The organism is Nonomuraea mesophila (assembly GCF_004352805.1).
In the GTDB taxonomy this organism is placed as follows: Bacteria; Actinomycetota; Actinomycetes; order Streptosporangiales; family Streptosporangiaceae; genus Nonomuraea; species Nonomuraea longispora.
The window spans coordinates 1-16,234 of the sequence record NZ_SMLD01000010.1 but is presented as its reverse complement, the minus strand read 5'-3'; the positions used below and the strand labels follow the sequence as shown (position 1 = coordinate 16,234).

15 protein-coding genes and 1 riboswitch are annotated in these 16,234 nt (G+C 70.8%); of the genes, 14 read left to right on the top strand and 1 reads right to left on the bottom strand.

The window, feature by feature from the left end:
* Positions 1-154: 154 nt before the first annotated feature.
* The 8 genes from E1295_RS05905 (at position 155) to E1295_RS05870 (ending at position 8,691) form a co-directional block, all read left to right on the top strand.
* Positions 155-2,026 carry a hypothetical protein gene (locus tag E1295_RS05905; RefSeq protein WP_132628647.1) on the top strand — a complete coding sequence of 624 codons (1,872 nt, stop codon included), beginning with the start codon at positions 155-157 and terminating at the stop codon, positions 2,024-2,026.
* The gene (locus tag E1295_RS05900) at positions 2,023-3,510 is read left to right on the top strand and encodes a type 2 periplasmic-binding domain-containing protein (protein ID WP_132628646.1); all 1,488 of its coding nucleotides are present in this window, start codon (positions 2,023-2,025) and stop codon (positions 3,508-3,510) included. The genes E1295_RS05905 and E1295_RS05900 overlap by 4 nt, the downstream gene beginning before the upstream one ends.
* A complete protein-coding gene (locus E1295_RS05895; RefSeq protein WP_132628645.1) occupies positions 3,507-4,157 on the top strand; it encodes a hypothetical protein in 651 nt (216 codons plus the stop codon). Before E1295_RS05900 ends, E1295_RS05895 begins: the two co-directional genes overlap by 4 nt.
* 63 nt (positions 4,158-4,220) lie before the next feature.
* Positions 4,221-4,898 carry an ABC transporter permease gene (locus tag E1295_RS05890; protein WP_132628644.1) on the top strand — a complete coding sequence of 226 codons (678 nt, stop codon included), beginning with the start codon at positions 4,221-4,223 and terminating at the stop codon, positions 4,896-4,898.
* Positions 4,891-6,075, top strand: a complete 1,185-nt coding sequence (locus tag E1295_RS05885) for a betaine/proline/choline family ABC transporter ATP-binding protein (protein ID WP_281284719.1) — start codon at positions 4,891-4,893, stop codon at positions 6,073-6,075. The genes E1295_RS05890 and E1295_RS05885 overlap by 8 nt, the downstream gene beginning before the upstream one ends.
* Positions 6,072-6,848 carry an ABC transporter permease gene (locus tag E1295_RS05880; protein WP_132628642.1) on the top strand — a complete coding sequence of 259 codons (777 nt, stop codon included), beginning with the start codon at positions 6,072-6,074 and terminating at the stop codon, positions 6,846-6,848. The genes E1295_RS05885 and E1295_RS05880 overlap by 4 nt, the downstream gene beginning before the upstream one ends.
* A complete protein-coding gene (locus tag E1295_RS05875) occupies positions 6,845-7,801 on the top strand; it encodes a glycine betaine ABC transporter substrate-binding protein (protein WP_246079868.1) in 957 nt (318 codons plus the stop codon). The genes E1295_RS05880 and E1295_RS05875 overlap by 4 nt, the downstream gene beginning before the upstream one ends.
* A gap of 38 nt (positions 7,802-7,839) precedes the next feature.
* Positions 7,840-8,691 (top strand): SDR family oxidoreductase, encoded by an 852-nt coding sequence (locus E1295_RS05870; protein WP_132628641.1) that lies wholly within the window; start codon positions 7,840-7,842, stop codon positions 8,689-8,691.
* Here E1295_RS05870 and thiC read toward each other — a convergent pair.
* Positions 8,688-10,292 (bottom strand): phosphomethylpyrimidine synthase ThiC, encoded by a 1,605-nt coding sequence (gene thiC, locus E1295_RS05865; RefSeq protein WP_132628640.1) that lies wholly within the window; start codon positions 10,290-10,292, stop codon positions 8,688-8,690. The two genes, E1295_RS05870 and thiC, sit on opposite strands and share 4 nt — an antisense overlap.
* Positions 10,285-10,397, bottom strand: a riboswitch (TPP riboswitch). It overlaps the preceding gene by 8 nt.
* Before the next feature lie 51 nt (positions 10,398-10,448).
* On the opposite strand from thiC, the gene E1295_RS05860 reads away from it, so the two are divergent.
* From E1295_RS05860 to E1295_RS05835, 6 genes are all read left to right on the top strand, one after another.
* Positions 10,449-11,060, top strand: a complete 612-nt coding sequence (locus E1295_RS05860) for a class I SAM-dependent methyltransferase (RefSeq protein WP_132628639.1) — start codon at positions 10,449-10,451, stop codon at positions 11,058-11,060.
* 38 nt (positions 11,061-11,098) lie between these two features.
* Positions 11,099-11,446 carry a hypothetical protein gene (locus E1295_RS05855; RefSeq protein WP_132628638.1) on the top strand — a complete coding sequence of 116 codons (348 nt, stop codon included), beginning with the start codon at positions 11,099-11,101 and terminating at the stop codon, positions 11,444-11,446.
* A 9-nt stretch (positions 11,447-11,455) separates the two neighbouring features.
* Positions 11,456-12,289, top strand: a complete 834-nt coding sequence (locus E1295_RS05850) for a universal stress protein (protein WP_132628637.1) — start codon at positions 11,456-11,458, stop codon at positions 12,287-12,289.
* Positions 12,290-12,405: 116 nt separating this feature from the next.
* The gene (locus tag E1295_RS05845) at positions 12,406-13,164 is read left to right on the top strand and encodes a hypothetical protein (protein ID WP_132628636.1); all 759 of its coding nucleotides are present in this window, start codon (positions 12,406-12,408) and stop codon (positions 13,162-13,164) included.
* 151 nt (positions 13,165-13,315) lie between these two features.
* The gene (locus E1295_RS05840) at positions 13,316-15,364 is read left to right on the top strand and encodes an FG-GAP-like repeat-containing protein (protein WP_166427096.1); all 2,049 of its coding nucleotides are present in this window, start codon (positions 13,316-13,318) and stop codon (positions 15,362-15,364) included.
* Positions 15,365-15,392: 28 nt separating this feature from the next.
* The coding region (locus tag E1295_RS05835) for an FG-GAP repeat domain-containing protein (protein ID WP_132628634.1) at positions 15,393-16,234 on the top strand (842 nt) is incomplete at its 3' end.

Genomic DNA, 16,234 nt, shown 5'->3' with positions numbered 1-16,234 from the left:
TTCGCGGGTGGCCGCACGCGGACGCCGCGGCTTTCCCGCCATGCCCGTACGCGACCCGTTACCGGGCCGGTTCGTTGCCGTAACAGTCCTGCACGCGCCGCAGAAGCGGATTAGGCTTCACGTATCCCCCTGTTTCATGAGGGCACCCCTTCACATGAGCGAAACACAGCAGGACGAGCCGGCTGCGCCGCCCCCGTCGAGAAAGGCGCAGATCGCCGCAGCGGTGCAGACGGCGCTGATCGGTGCCCTGGCCGGCGCGTTCGTGACGTGGATCTCCGCGCCGTGGCTCGGTCTGTTCGCACGCCAGCCCCTCCACGTCCAGTTGTGGGTTTCGCTGGCCGTGGGGGGCGCGCTCGGCGTCCTCGCGCTGATCCCGGTGTTGCGCGACCTCATCCAGCGGCACCCGGACAAGGTCAGGACGGCGCTGTGCGTGCTGGCGGGCGCGGCGGTGGCCACCGGGGTGTGGACCGTGATCCGGACGGCCGCCGCCGACGACCAGTGCCCCGCGCCCGCGGAGCTCCGGCTGGTCACCGCGTCCGAGAACGTGGCGGAGCTGACCGCGCGCACCCGGGCCTACGTGCGCGAGCACCAGACGGAGGACGGCTGTCCCGTGGTCAGGATGACCGTGGGGGTGGCGCCGCCTCCCATCCATCTGCGTGACGCGTTCGACAACGGCTGGGAGTGGCGGGAGGACCGCGGCGAACAGCCGTACGCCCGCCTCTACGACCTGCAGCCGGACGCCTGGGTAGCCTCTTCCTCGGCCGAGGCGGACGAGCTGCGGGCAGGTCAGCTGCGCTCGCTCAGCGCCCGCAAACGGGAGGACACGGTGGGGCGGGACCAGCTGGTGCTGGCGATGTCCGGGAAGCGCAGCGATGAGCTGGACACGTACATGGACAATCCGGACGACTACCCGTTCGGTGAGGTCTGGGACACGCTGACGAACACGATGGGCATGACCATCGCGCGGCCGTTCCCCGAGACGTCCGTGGCGGCGCTGATCGGCACCCATGACGTGTTCCACGACCGCGGGCTGCCCGAGTCCCGCTATCTGGAGGCCGAGCGGAAGCTGGTGGACGACGGGCTCGGCGCGGACACCGTGACCTCGCTGTTGTGCGAGTTCGACCGGCTCGCCGACCGGACGGACGGCGGCGATCCGAAGATCGCGCTGCTCGTGCCGGGGCACAGCGTGGACGACTACAACGCCGGCCGGGTCGAGGGCTGCGAGGGCACCGGTGACAGCGCGTCCCTCGTCGCCGTACGTCACCACGACCTCAGCACGCTCGACTACCAGTTCGTCAAGGTGTCGTGGCCGGACCAGCGTTCGCCCCAACGCGAGAAGCTGGTCGAGCACTTCGGTGCGTGGCTGCGCGACCACCCGCTCTTCCCCAACGCGCCTGGGCCCCGCGACAGCGAGCTCGGTCTGCGGGAGCTCAGGCAGCTGAGGAAACTGGTGCTGGACGAGCTGCGCCCGAAGCTGGGGCTGCGGCTGCTCGTCGACACCTCGGGATCGGCGGACCGCCCCGTGCGCGTCCAGGCCGCCGAGGCGGTGCGGGCCAACAGCAGGCTGCTCCAGCCGCGCGACAGGGTCGAGGTGTTCGGCCTGCACGCGCGCAAGAAGAACGGTCCCGCCGAGGTCACGAGCATCGCCGCCGGGAGCACCAAGGAGCAGCTCGGCGACGTGGCCACCCTCATCGAGAACACCGCGTTCGACGACTGGGACGCCCCCGCCTCCGCCGGGCTCTCCCTGCTGGGCGCGGGCGACGAGACGGTGGCCGCGCCCGTGGTGCTGCTGACCGACGGCAGGTTGTTCGACAACGAGGGCAGGGGCGACGCCGCGCAGGTGATCGCGCGGGCGCTGGAGGACGCCTCGACGGTCTCCGGTCTGTACGTGGTCGTCTTCGGCCAGGACGAGTGCGCCGTGACCGCCCTGCCGGGCACCGGCAAGCCCTATCGCTGCGTGACGGTGGGCGAGGGCGCGGACCAGGCGCTCACCCGGGCCATCATCACGGTGCGGGGGTGGCGATGACGGCATGGCTCCGGCCGGGCCGGCGCACCCGAGCAGGCCGGCCCCGCAACGTCCGGCTCCCCCACCTCCGGCTCAGGAACGTCCATTCCAGGAACGTGGTGGCGGCCGGCTGCGGGGCCCTGCTGATGGTGCTGCTCCTCGCGTGGCAGGCCGCCATGTCCGCCGGTCCGTCCCCGCCGGCCATGCCCCGGACGACTCTCTCGCCGCCCTCGGTGCCCACGACGCCGCAGGAGAACTGCGGCGGCAACGACGCCGAGCTGGTCGTGGCCACCGGCGACGACGTCAGCACGGGCAGCGTGCGCCGCGAGGTCATCGAGGAGTGGAACGACCCGCTGAAGCCGCCCGCCGACCCGCGGGCCAAGCTGCTGGAACTGTCCGGCAGCACCGACGTGCGGCGGGCCCAGATGGCGGCGCTGGCGCAGGCCGGCAGCTGCGCGTACGACGTCCTCGTGCTCGACGTGGCCTGGGTGACCGAGTTCGCCCGGCACGGCTACATCCGGCCGATCGACCTGGACGATCAGGACAAGCGGTTCCTGAGCGGCCCTCTGAAGGCAGGGCAGATCGACGGCAGGCAGTACGGCGTGCCGTTCGCCGCCGACGCCCCGCTGGAGTTCCGGCGGCTGGACCGGCGCTCCGGCGGCTACCTGCTTCAGCTGGACGACAACGAGATGGGCACCATCAACTTCCTGGAGACGATCGAGCTGGGCGGCGGGAAGGTGCTCGACGGCGACGACAGGACCGCCATCGTCCTCGACCGCGCGCGCGACGACGTGTGGCAGGCGCTGACGTCGCCGAAACGCACGCTGTCCAGCACGGAGGAGAGCGCGGACGTGTTGCGCGAGTCGCTGCGGATGGACGAGGACGCCAGCGTCGTGGCCTTCAAGGAGAGCAAGGCCGGCGGGCGACCGGTGGCGTACATGCGCAACTGGCCGATCGCGTTCCACCAGCTGGCGAGCGACCCGCGCATGCGCGACTCCGCCCAGAAGCTGCGCTTCGACGTGCACGCGCCCGCCGGGCCCGGCGGCGTGCTCGGCGGGTCGGTGCTGGCCGTCTCGCGGCACATCAAGCCGGCCAAGCTGGCTCCGGCCATGCGGCTGATCAACCGGCTCACCAGCCCGGAGGTCCAGGGCAGGTTGTTCGCCTGCGGCGGTTACTCGCCGGTTCTGATCGAGGTGTACGAGCGGTACGAAGCCGGCCGCGGTCCGCGGTGCCGCCGCCAGAACGGTTCCGACATCACCGATCCGAGCCTGGATGAGCTGGAGAAACTGGCGGCGGAGACGAGGAAGTCGATCGAACACGCCCGGCCGCGGCCGAAATCGCCCTACTACGCCCAGTTCAGTGAACTGTTCCGCCGGTGCGCCAGGGGCGTCTGGGAGAACAAGGTCTCGCGGGAGACGTTCTTCGCCTCCGCCGGCGCCCTTGAGGGGGCGCTGAACGGCCGTGTACAGGACGATCGCCCGCTCTGCGGGAAGGACGGCACGTGACAGAGGCATCGATGACGGCGGGACCATGGGACCGTCCGCTCGGGAAGCTGATCGTGCGGACCGTCATCTGCGTGCTCGTGGCGGCCGGGCTGGCGATCTTCGCGGGCGGGCCCACGTGGGGCGCGGTGGGGCCGGCGATCGGGTTCATGGCCGGCTCGTTCCTGACCGGCCTGCTGACCGGGCAGGTGCTCGGGCGGTCCGCGGACCCGGAGCGGCGTGTCGGGGTGGTCATGGTGGTCCATCTGGCGCTGCAGGAGCTGATCCGCGTGGGGCTGGTGCTCTGGTCCGGGATGAGCGCGGTCGACGCCGCGTGGATCGGGCTGCTGACGTGGAGTGTCGTGCTGCCGCTCGGGCTGCTCGGGCTCAGACGTCTGTCCACGGTGGAGCGCGGGCCGGAGGAGAGGCCCGAGCCGGCTCTCGGACCGGTGAGCGTGCTGGTCAGTGGCGGGGTGATCGCCAAGGCGATGGCTCCTTGGCTGCTGGTGGTGTGGAGCCCGCCGCTGGTCCTGCTCACGTTCGCGGTGCAGGCGGGGGCGGGCCTGCTGGAGCGCGGCACGGAGCGCAAGCAGGTGTTCTCAGCCGCCGCCGGTTATCTGCTCATGGCCCTGGCGCTGGCTCTGTGGCTCTCACCTATGGGACAGGTGTGACTAAAGGGACAAGAGTTCCGGTTGTGAGGTTTGGTACGTCGAATACCGGTTAGTACGTACTCGATGACCCTGTGGGAGTACGTCGAGGACCGGTGGGACCTCATCCTCTTCGAGACGGCGCAGCACGCGAGCATGGTCGCCCAATGTGTCCTGGTGGCGGCCCTCCTCGGCGTGCTCATCGGCGTGGCCACCTACCGCCGGCCGCGGCTGGCGTCGCTGGCCACCGCCTCGTCCGGGGTGTTGTTCACCGTGCCGTCGCTGGCCATGCTCGGCCTGCTGATCCCGGTGCTCGGGCTCGGCGTGGCGCCCAGCGTGACCGCGATCGTGTTGTACGCGCTGCTGCCGATCATCCGCAACACCGTCGTCGGCCTGCAGGGCGTCGACCAGCTGGTGGTCGACGCGGCGCGCGGCATCGGGATGAGCAGGCGGCGGTCGCTGGCCAGGATCGAGCTGCCGCTGGCCTGGCCGGTGATCCTCACGGGCATCCGCGTGTCCACGCAGCTGGCCATGGGCATCGGGGCCGTGGCCGCCTACGTGTCGGGGCCGGGGCTCGGTGAGCAGATCTTCTCCGGGCTGGCCCGGCTGGGCGGGGCCAACGCGGTCAACTCCACGCTGACCGGCACGATCGGGGTGGCCGTCCTCGCGCTGCTGTTCGACGGCTGCTTCGTGCTGCTCGGCAAGCTGACCAGGCCGGAAGGCCCGCTGAGCCGCCGCTTGACCACAGGAGGTGTCCGTGGCTGACCAGAGCACCTCCGGCGTGCCGATCGAGCTGCGCAAGGTGACCAAGGTGTTCCCCGGCGTCGGCGAGCCGGCCGTACGCGAGCTCGACCTGAACATCCCGGCGGGCGAGATCGTCGTGCTGGTCGGGCCGTCCGGGTGCGGCAAGACCACCACCATGCGCATGATCAACCGCCTGATCGAGCCGACCTCCGGCGACATCGTCATCGACGGCCGCAGCTCCCACGACATCGACCCCGACCGGCTCAGGCGCAACATCGGGTACGTCATCCAGCAGGCCGGCCTGTTCCCCCACATGACGGTGGCCGCGAACATCGCCCAGGTGCCGCGGATGCTCGGCTGGGACCGCGCCCGCATCGCCGAGCGGGTCGACGAACTGCTCACCCTGGTCGGCCTGGACCCCGGCGAATACCGCGACACGTTCCCGCGCCGGCTCTCCGGCGGCCAGCAGCAGCGCGTCGGCGTCGCCAGGGCGCTGGCCGCCGACCCTCCCGTGCTGCTCATGGACGAGCCGTTCGGCGCGCTCGACCCCATCAGCCGCGAACGCCTCCAGGACGAGCTGCTGGGACTCCAGGACGACCTGGCCAAGACGATCGTCTTCGTCACGCACGACATCGACGAGGCGCTGAAGATCGGCGACCACATCGCCATCATGAAGGCGCCCGGCCACATCGTGCAGTACGCCAGTCCCGCCGAGATCCTCACGAACCCGGCCGACGACTACGTCGAGCAGTTCCTCGGCGCCGGTTCCTCGATGCGGCTGCTGCGCCTGACCAAGGTGGGCGACATCCAGGTGGACCAGGTGCCGTACGCCTCGGAGGACGTCGACGCGGCCGAGGTGCTCGCCGAGATCGAGCGCGACGGCCTGGGCTACGCCCTGATCACGGACGGGATGCGGCGGCCGCTGCGCTGGGTCGGCGCCGAGCATCTCCAGGGGGTCACGGGCCCCGTCGGCTCGGCCGGCGACCCGATCACCGGCACCCTCCACCACCGGATGACGCTGCAGGACGCTTTGGAGGCGCTGCTCAACGCCGACAACGACGTGGTGCCCGTGGTGGGCAGGCGGCGGGCGTACGCGGGGGCGCTGTCGCTGAGCACTGTGCAGAACGCGATCCAGGCGATCAAGACCAGGGAGCGCGAGCGCCGCCTGCACCGCGGGGAGCCGGAGGCGGATCGATGAGCGTCTCCACGGCAGTCCCCGACGAGGCCACCAGCCCGGAGCCGCGGCTCGGCCGCTCCTGGCACATCGTGCTGCCGCTCCTCTGCTATCTGGTCGTGGGCGCGGCCATGATCATCTACACGCAGTCGGTGCCGCTCGACGGCATCGAGCGCGGCTCGCTCAACCTGCCCTACATCTTCGGCCGCACGTGGGAGCACATCCAGCTGGTCTTCTACTCGACCGTGCTGGTGCTGGTGGTGGCGCTGCCGCTCGGCATCCTGCTCACCAGGGGCGCGCTGCGCCGGGCGACGCCGTTCGTGCTGGCCGTGGTCAACGTGGGCCAGGCCACCCCGGCGGTGGGCCTCGTCGTGCTGCTGGCGGTGCTCTTCCAGATCGGCTTCTGGACGGCGGTCGCCGCCCTGTTCACCTACAGCCTGCTGCCCACGCTGCGCAACACCATGGTCGGGCTGCAACAGGTGGACTGGCGGCTGATCGACGCCGGCCGGGGCATCGGCATGTCGGCGGCCAGGGTGCTGTTCAAGGTGGAGCTGCCGATGGCCGCGCCGGTCATCCTGTCGGGCATCCGGACCACGCTCGTGCTGAACGTCGGCACGGCCAGCATCGCCGCCTTCATCGGCGCGGGCGGGCTCGGCGACCTGATCACCACGGGCGTGAGCACGCAGCGCAACCTGGTGCTGGTCACCGGGTGCGTGCTGATCGCGGTGCTGGCGCTGATCATCGACTGGGTGGGCGGGCTGGCCCAGCGGCTCCTTGCCCCGAAGGGGCTGTCGTGAGAGTCTTCCTGGCCCTGCTGCTCGTCATCGCGATGGCCGGGTGCGGGCTGCGGCCGGCGTCGTCGTTCGTGCCGCCGGTCGAGCCGGCCGGCATCCAGCCCATCCCGACGCTGGAGGGCACCAGGATCCGGGTGACGTCCAAGGAGTTCACCGAGCAGCTCGTGCTCGGCAAGATCGCGGTGCTCGCCCTCACCGCGGCCGGCGCCGACGTGGCCGACCAGACGAACGTGCAGGGCAGTGTGAACGCCCGCGCCTCCCTGACCCGCGGCGACGCCGACCTGATGTGGGAGTACACCGGCACCGGCTGGATCACCTACCTCGGCCAGACCAAGGCGCTGCCCGACCCGCACGAGCAGTACGTCGCCGTCCGCGACCTCGACCTACGCGAGAACGGCATCGTCTGGCTGCCGCCCGCGCCGCTGAACAACAGCTACGCCATGGGCGTCACCCGGGCCACGTCGCAGAAGTGGGGCGTGAAGACGATCTCCGACCTCATGAAGATCCCGGTGCAGGAGCGTACGTTCTGCGTCGACCACGAGACGTTCGGCCGCGACGACGGTTTCCTCGGCATGCTGAAGGCGTACGGCATGACCTACGGCAAGGAGGTCCCGCAGGCCAACGTGCGCCGGGTGTCGGTGGGCGTGCTCTACAACTCCGTCGCCAGCGGCCAGTGCGCCGCCGGCATGGTGACCACGACCGACGGCCGGGTCCAGGCGCTCGACCTGGTGCTGCTGGAGGACGACAAGAAGTTCTTCCCGAGCTACAACGCCGCGGTGACGATGCGGCGCGAGCTGGCCGACGCGCACCCCGAGATCGCGAAGATCTTCGCGCCCATCAGCGCCAAGCTGACCGACGACGTGATGCGCGGTCTCAACGCCAAGGTGGACGTCGACGGCGACGTTCCCGCCCTGGTGGCGCGCGAGTGGCTGCGGGACGAGGGATTCGTGCGGTAGGGGCGTTAACCCCGCCCTTTCGGGGGCAGCCGCTGGGCATGTCGCACACACCACCCGCCCAGAACCAGCCGTACCCGGGCCGTACGGGAGAGATGTCCCCCGAGCCGCGCGACGAGATGCGCGGCTACGTGGGCCGTGACCTGCTGCACGACAAGAAGGCGTTGATCACCGGCGGCGACTCGGGCATCGGCCGGGCGGTCGCCGTGGCCTTCGCCAAGGAGGGCGCCGACGTCGCGATCGCGTACCTCAGCGAGCACGAGGACGCCGCGCACACCGGCAAGCTGGTCGAGGCGGCCGGGCGGCGCTGCGTGCTCCTGCCCGGCGACCTCGGGGACCGGGAGCACTGCGCCTCCGTCGTCGAGCAGACCGTGGCCGAGCTGGGCGGCCTCGACGTGCTGGTGAACAACGTGGCCTACCAGGAGCCCGTCGACGGCCTGGAGGAGCTGACCGACGAGCAGTGGGAGCACACGTTCGCGGTCAACATCCACAGCTACTTCCGGGTCATGAAGGCGGCGCTGCCCCACCTGCGTGAGGGCAGCGCGATCATCAACACCTCCTCGATCAACGGCCTGCGCGGCAACAAGACGCTCATCGACTACTCCGCCACCAAGGGCGCCATCAACGCCTTCACCTACTCCATGGCCCAGAACCTGGTCGACCGCGGCATCCGGATCAACGCCGTGGCTCCCGGCCCGGTCTGGACGCCGCTGATCCCGGCGACCCTGCCGGAGGAGAAGGTGGACTCGTTCGGCGGGCACGTCCCGATGGGCCGGCCCGCCGACCCGGACGAGATCGCCCCTTCGTACGTGTTCTTCGCCTCCGGCCGGATGTCGTCGTACTACACGGGTGAGGTGCTGGCCCCGATCGGCGGGGAGACGCTGCCCGGCTAGTCCGCGATCGGCAGGTAGACCCTGCCGCCGCGCCTGGTGAACTCGGCCGACTTCTCCGCCATGCCGGCCTCGATCGCCTCCTGCGTGTCCAGCCCGTGCTCGTCGGCGTAGCGCCGTACGTCGTGGCTGATGCGCATGGAGCAGAACTTGGGCCCGCACATGGAGCAGAAGTGGGCGGTCTTGGCCGGCGCGGCGGGCAGGGTCTCGTCGTGGAACGAGCGCGCCGTGTCGGGGTCGAGCGACAGGTCGAACTGGTCCTCCCAGCGGAACTCGAAGCGCGCGTCCGACAGCGCGTCGTCCCACGCCTGCGCGCCGGGGTGCCCCTTGGCGAGGTCCGCCGCGTGGGCGGCGATCTTGTACGTGATCACGCCGGTCTTGACGTCGTCCTTGTTCGGCAGGCCGAGGTGCTCCTTGGGGGTGACGTAGCAGAGCATCGCGGTGCCGTACCAGCCGATCATGGCGGCGCCGATGCCCGAGGTGATGTGGTCGTAGCCGGGGGCGACGTCGGTGACGAGCGGGCCGAGGGTGTAGAACGGCGCGTCGTCGCAGAGCTCGCGCTGCAGGTCGACATTCTCCTTGATCTTGTGCATGGGCACGTGCCCCGGACCCTCGATCATCACCTGGACGTCGTGCGCCCGCGCGATCGTGGTCAGCTCGCCGAGCGTGCGCAGCTCGGCGAACTGGGCCTCGTCGTTGGCGTCCGCGATCGAGCCTGGACGCAGCCCGTCGCCGAGGGAGAACGACACGTCGTAGCGGGCCAGCAGCTCGCACATCTCGTCGAAGTTGTCGTACAGGAAGCTCTCGCGGTGGTGCGCCAGGCACCAGGCCGCCATGATCGAACCCCCGCGCGAGACGATCCCGGTCTTGCGGCGGGCGGTGAGCGGCACGTACGCCAGCCGCACCCCCGCGTGCACGGTCACGTAGTCGACGCCCTGCTCGCACTGCTCGATCAGGGTGTCGCGGAAGACCTCCCACGACAGCGCCTCCGGGCGGCCCTTGACCTTCTCCAGCGCCTGGTAGATGGGCACGGTCCCGACCGGGACGGGCGAGTTGCGGATGATCCACTCGCGGGTCTCGTGGATGTCGGGCCCGGTGGACAGGTCCATGATCGTGTCGGCGCCCCACCGGGTGGCCCAGGTCATCTTCTCGACCTCCTCCTCGATGGAGGAGGTGACGGCGGAGTTGCCGATGTTGGCGTTGATCTTCACGAGGAAGTTGCGGCCGATGATCATCGGTTCGGTCTCGGGGTGGTTGACGTTGGCGGGGATGATGGCTCGGCCCGCGGCGACCTCCTGGCGTACGAACTCGGGGGTGACGCCCTCCCGCACCGCCACGAACTCCATCTCCTTGGTGACGATCCCCCGTGTGGCGCAGGCCACCTGCGTCACGGGCGCGCCCGCCGCACGGCGCTCGGCGATCCACGGCTCGCGCAGTCGCGCCAGCCCGCGCCGCACATCGGTCTCGACGTACGGGTCGGTGTACGGGCCCGAGGTGTCGTAGAGCGTCACCGTCGATCCGTCGGTGAGGTTCACCTGGCGCTTGGGCACGCGGAGGTCGCCTTCGTAGATCTTGGTAAAGGTGGGGACACGCGCGTCGGTCATCGCGCAAACTCCCTTCGCCGGCATTACCCGGAGCAGGTTCTGGCGGTCGGCGGCTCTCAGCCGTCCTCTCAGCCCGGTCTGCACCGGGCTCCCGCGTTGGACGGCGGTGATCGTACCCACACTCATGCCAGGACGAAACATGACATCATCCGCAAAATGGAAGATCCCACGTCAACGACCACGGCCTCCTACGACCACATCGCCCCCGACTACGCCGCCCGCACCGAGCACCCCGACGACGCACTGCAGACCTTCAGGCAGCGCTTCGCCGACGCCGTGCCCGCCGGCTCGACGGTCGCCGACCTGGGGTGCGGGCCGGGAAGGGACGCCGCCTGGCTGCGCGAGCGCGGGCTGCGGGTCGTCGGCGTCGACCGCTCGGCCGCGATGACGCGGCTCGCCGCCACCCGCGGCGTGCCCGCCGTACTGGGCGACCTGCGCCGGCCCCCGTTGACCCCCGGCTCGCTCACCGGCCTGTGGTCGGTCGCGGCCCTGCTGCACGTGCCCGCCGCCGACACCGAGGCCACGCTGCACGCCTGGCGGACGGCCCTGCGCCCCGGCGGCGTGCTCGGGCTGAGCACCTCGGCGGGCGACACCGAAGGGTGGGAGGAACTGCCGCGCGTCGCCGGCCGCCACCGCTGGTTCGCCCACCGCGACCCCGGCACGCTCCTGCGCCTGCTCGGCGCGGAAGGATTCGACACCGTCGAGCACGGCCTGCACCGCGCCGAACGCACGTGGCTGAGCGTCCTCGCGATCAGGCGCGAGGTTTGACGACCGCCTCCAGCGGTACCAACCCCATCAGGGGGACTATGAAAAAGATCGCCGCTGTCGCAGGACTCGTGCTGCTGGCCACGTTCGGCGCCACCGCCGCCCACGGCGACGGTACGGACCAGCACGAGGTGAGCGAGGAACAGTACGAGACCCTGCTCGCCCAGTGCCGCTACGCCGGCACGGGCAAGGGACGTTGCCGCTCGACGGTCAAGGAGATCTACCGTATCGGCGCCACAGACGCCAAGCTCGACTGCCGTACGTACGCCGGCGTGTCCGTCTGCGGCACGCTCAAGCTCAGCAAGGCCGAGCAGGCCTGCATCCGCGACTCCGTGGAAGGCGGCATCTCGTTCCGCCGCGCCGAGGTGGAGTGCTACGCGTTCTCCTGAGGAGATGCCGTGATCATCGTGGGGGTCGATGGTTCGCGCGCCGGGCTGGAGGCCGCCGGCTGGGCGGCCAGGGAGGCGGCGCTGCGCCGCACACGGCTGGCCGTCGCGCACGCCGTGCCGCGCTGGGTGTGCGAAGAACTGTCCGCCCGCTACGCCGAGGTCGCCCGGTGGATGCGCGACGAGGCGAACTCGGTGCTCACGGCCGCACGCGACCGGGCGCTGCGCGAACGCCCCGCCATCATCGTCGAGACCACCCTGCTCCCCGGCGACCCCCGCACCGCGCTGATCAAGGCCGCGGAACAGGCCGAACTCCTGATCGTCGGCAGCCACGGCATCGGCGGCGTACGCGGGCTGCTCGTCGGATCCGTCGCCCACGGGGTCGCCGCGCACGCCCGTACGAACGTGGTCGTGGTCGGCGAGCGGCCCACGACGCCGCGCGGCGAGATCGTGGCCGGCATCGACGCCTCCCCGCACAGCCTCCGGGCGCTCGACTTCGCCCTCGCCGAGGCCGAGCGGCGCGAGGCGCGGCTGCGGGTCGTGCAGGCGTGGGCCTGGCCGCGTCCCGGCGGGTTCGTCCCGGCCGATCCCGACACCGAGCAGCACACCCTGCAGCAGCTCAAGGACCTGCTGGCCGAACCCCATGAACGGCGCCCGGACGTGGACCTGGTGCCCGAGCTCGTGCACGGCCACCCCGTCGAGGTGCTGAGGGAGGCGGCCGCGGGCGCCGACCTGCTCGTCGTCGGCTCGCGCGGGCACGGCCAGCTCGCCGGCATGCTGCTCGGCTCGATCAGCCAGGCCCTGCTGCACCACTCGCCGTGCCCGCTCGCGATCGTACGGGGCTGAAAGTCACATCCGTCCGCGCAGGTCACCCGGCCTGACGCGGCGTACGGTGGAGCGGACCCGTCGCCTCCCCCGGCAGGGGGAGGCTCAGGACGCGCGGCCGCCGTAGCGTGGCCGGCATGAGAGCACTCCTCCGGCCGGCCCTGCTGACCGCGGGTTTCGCGGGGGCCGCCGCGCTGGCGCTGGTGGCACCGGGGAACCTCGTCATGCGGCTGGCGTTCGGCAAGCTCGACGACCCGGCGCTCGGCCGGCAGCTCCTGCTCACCGCGCTGGGACTGCTGCTCGCCCTGGCCACCGTGCGCTACGGCACCCGCCCGCGCGCACCCCGGCCCGACGGAACCGTACGCCCTTCGCCCTGGGCCAGGGCGGCGACCTGGGCGGCGGCCGGCGTGCCCGCGCTGGGGTTCTCCGTACCGCACCTGCTGTGGGGGCTCGGCGTGCCGTTCGGCGCGGCCGGACCTTCGGTGGCCGGGCTCGCGGACCTGAGCGGGTCGCCGGTGTACTGGGGGCTGCTCGTCGCGGGGCCGGTGGCCGGGGGCCTGCTCACGCTCGGGCTGGTCAGCCGGTGGGGGCAGATCGTGCCCGGATGGGTGCCGTGGGCGGGCGGCAGGCGCGTACCGACCGGCCTCGCCGCCGTCCCGGCCGTGGTCGTCGGGCTGCTCGTCGGCCAGTACGGGACGATGATGACGGGCTGCCTGGCGTTCGGCGTCACCCGTACGTGTGCGCCCGAGGGCGGCGCCGACGTTCTCGACGGCAGCTGGGCCTTTGCCGGGACCTATCCGGTCTTTCTGGCGTGGGGCGTCTGCCTGCTCGGCGCCGCCATGGGATATGTCCATACCCGGCACTCTTCCAAAGAGCGACAAATAGGATTCAATTGACAAATAGTGTGAAATTTCCGATATACCGGCGATATAGAGGGCCTCACTAGGTTTCCCACCCGGCAGCGGGCGACGGCGTCCGCGACCGAGCGAAGGGAACCCTATGCGGCGGTTATCACGTACCGGCAGAACTCTCGCCGGACTGGTCTCGATGGCGACGATCATCACGGGCACCGTGGTCGCGACGTCCGCCCCGGCCGCGGCGGCGGCCCCCGATCTCCAGCTTCCCTTTCCCTGCGGGCAGAAGTGGCGCCTCGACACCTGGGGGCACGCTCCCGCGCTCGACATGGTGAAGGAGCCGGACCAGCACGGCACCGACGGCGCCACCCTGGTCGCCGCCGCGGCCGGGACCGTCAGCGAGTCCCGGTGGCTGGACAGCAGCGGCTGGTCCCTGCAGATCGACCACGGCGGCCGCTACTTCACCACCTACATCCACCTGAAGTCCAAAGGCCTCGCGGCAGGGACCAAGGTCAAGCGCGGGACGGTCATCGGCAAGGTCGGCGCCAGCGGCTCCATGTCCAACAACCATCCGCACCTGCACTTCGAGCTGGGCTACGACTCCAACGGCGACGGCCGCGCCTCATGGGGAGACAGCGGCGAGAAGGTCCGGCCGACCTTCGACGGCGTCACCTACGGCCAGGCCAACAGCCGGACCTGGCGCAACGTGGAGAGCCACAACTGCGGAGGCTCGGACGAGCCGGATCCGCCGAGCCTGTTCGGGGCCGACTTCAACGGTGACGGCATCGGCGACATCTTCGCCACCGGCACCGGCAGCCTGACCATCTGGAACGGCAAGGGCGGCAACAACTTCACCCCGCCGGACGTGGTCGGCGCGAACTGGAACACCTACAGCCGGCCCATCGGCGGCGACTTCAACGGCGACGGCAAAGGCGACCTGGCCGCCGTACGCGACGGCACCCTCCACATCTGGAACGGCAAGGGCGGCAACACGTTCACCCCCGCGGAAGAGGTCGGCTCCGGCTGGTCCCACCTGGCCAGGACGCTGGTGTCCCTCGGCGACGTCAACAAGGACGGCCGTACCGACATCGGCGCCGTCGACCCCGACGGGGTGCTGTACGTCTGGAACGGCAAGGGCGGCAACAACTTCACCTCACGCGACCGCGTCGGATCCGGCTGGACCGGCTACGGCCGTCCCGTGGGCGGCGACTTCAACGCCGACAAGATCGGCGACATCGCCGCCGTCGACACCGACGGGGTGCTGCACATCTGGAACGGCAAGGGCGGCAACAACTTCACGCCCGCGGTGAGGGTCGGTTCCGGCTGGAACCGCGCGCTGGCGAGCACGCTGATGTCGCTGGGCGACGTCAACGGGGACGGCCACACCGACCTCGCCGCCGTCCAGGACGGAACCCTGTCGATCTGGAACGGCAAGGGCAACAACAAGTTCGGCCCCGCCGAGCCCACCGGCCCCGGCTGGACACCGCACTTCCCCGCCGAGTTCGGCGCCGACTTCGACAGCGACGGCGTCGGCGACATCTTCGCCACCGGCACCGGCACCCTGCACGTCTGGAACGGCAAGGGCAGCAACAACTTCACCCCCGCGGACTCCGTCGGCGCGGGATGGGCGGACGTCAGCCGCCCCGTCGCCGCCGACTTCAACCGTGACGGCATCGGCGACCTGGCCGCCGTACGCGACGGCACCCTCCACATCTGGAACGGCAAGGGCGACAACACGTTCACCCCCGCAGAGGCCGTCGGCCCCGGCTGGGAGGACCTCGCCGCCACCCTCGTCTCCCTCGGCGACGTCAACGGCGACGGCCATCCCGACCTCGCCGCCGTCGACGCCGAAGGGGTGCTGCACGTCTGGAACGGCCAGGGCAACAACAACTTCCACCCGCCGGTCCGCATCGGCTCCGGCTGGACCGGGTTCAGCCGCCCCATCGGCGGCGACTTCAACCGCGACGGCATCGGCGACATCGCCGCCGTCAAGGACGGAACCCTGTCGATCTGGAACGGCAGGGGCCACAACACGTTCACCCCCGCCGAGGCCGTCGGCCCCGGCTGGACGGATCTCGCCCACGCGCTGATGTCGCTCGGCGACGTGAACAACGACGGCCAGACCGACATCGCCGCGATCGACCCCGAAGGGTTCCTCCACGTCTACAACGGCCAGGGCGGCAACAACTTCGACCCGCCTGTCCGGATCGGCCCCAACTGGAACGAGCACTTCCCCCGCTGATCCCACCCCCCATCGACAGGAGCACGACATGTCCTCGTCAACTCTCCGCGGCGCCGCCACGGCAGCCCTGGCCGCGCTCACCATCGCCTGCTTATCCGCGCCGGCGCACGCCGTGAACCCGCCGACCGAACCGCCGGCCGATCGGCCGACCGGCGACATCACCCTCTTCGACGTCACCGTCCAGTGGGCCACGGCCGCCTGCGACCCCAACGGTACGACCAGTTCCGACGCCACCATCGCCTCACAGTTGAACGGCGTCCTCACCGGCAGGCTCGACGGCTACATGACCGCGTACAAGGTCTCCTGCGCCCGCATGGTGGTGAAGGCGGTCCGCGACCGCGGCATGCCGAAACGAGCGGCCGCGATCGCCATCACCACCACGATCGTCGAGACGAACATCGAGAACGTCAGCGAGATGGTCGACCACGACAGCCTGGGCCTGTTCCAGCAGCGCGGCTCGTGGGGCAGCGCCAAGAACCGGCTGAACCCGATCTGGGCGACCAACGCCTTCCTCGACAAGATGGTCAGGCTCTACCCGAACGACTCGTGGCAGTCCGCGCCGATCGGCGAGGTGTGCCAGGCCGTACAGGTCTCCGCGCATCCCGACCGCTACCAGCCGCAGGCGAGCGACGGCCAGAAGATCGTCGACGCGCTGTGGACGGCATCCGAACGGCCGAACCTGCACGGGGCCGACTTCAACGGTGACGGCGTGGGCGACATCTTCGCCACCGGCACCGGCAGCCTGACCATCTGGAACGGCAAGGGCGGCAACAACTTCACCCCGCCGGACGTGGTCGGCGCGAACTGGAACACCTACAGCCGGCCCATCGGCGGCGACTTCAACGGCGACGGCAAAGGCGACCTGGCCGC

Excerpts from the sequence above, each read along its gene's own strand:
- thiC (WP_132628640.1), bottom strand. The coding sequence starts at position 10,292 with ATGACCGACGCGCGTGTCCCCACCTTTACCAAGATCTACGAAGGCGAC.
- E1295_RS05870 (WP_132628641.1), top strand. The coding sequence starts at position 7,840 with ATGTCGCACACACCACCCGCCCAGAACCAGCCGTACCCGGGCCGTACG.
- E1295_RS05880 (WP_132628642.1), top strand. The coding sequence starts at position 6,072 with ATGAGCGTCTCCACGGCAGTCCCCGACGAGGCCACCAGCCCGGAGCCG.
- E1295_RS05900 (WP_132628646.1), top strand. The coding sequence starts at position 2,023 with ATGACGGCATGGCTCCGGCCGGGCCGGCGCACCCGAGCAGGCCGGCCC.
- E1295_RS05860 (WP_132628639.1), top strand. The coding sequence starts at position 10,449 with ATGGAAGATCCCACGTCAACGACCACGGCCTCCTACGACCACATCGCC.
- E1295_RS05905 (WP_132628647.1), top strand. The coding sequence starts at position 155 with ATGAGCGAAACACAGCAGGACGAGCCGGCTGCGCCGCCCCCGTCGAGA.
- E1295_RS05845 (WP_132628636.1), top strand. The coding sequence starts at position 12,406 with ATGAGAGCACTCCTCCGGCCGGCCCTGCTGACCGCGGGTTTCGCGGGG.
- E1295_RS05840 (WP_166427096.1), top strand. The coding sequence starts at position 13,316 with ATGGCGACGATCATCACGGGCACCGTGGTCGCGACGTCCGCCCCGGCC.
- E1295_RS05855 (WP_132628638.1), top strand. The coding sequence starts at position 11,099 with ATGAAAAAGATCGCCGCTGTCGCAGGACTCGTGCTGCTGGCCACGTTC.
- E1295_RS05890 (WP_132628644.1), top strand. The coding sequence starts at position 4,221 with ATGACCCTGTGGGAGTACGTCGAGGACCGGTGGGACCTCATCCTCTTC.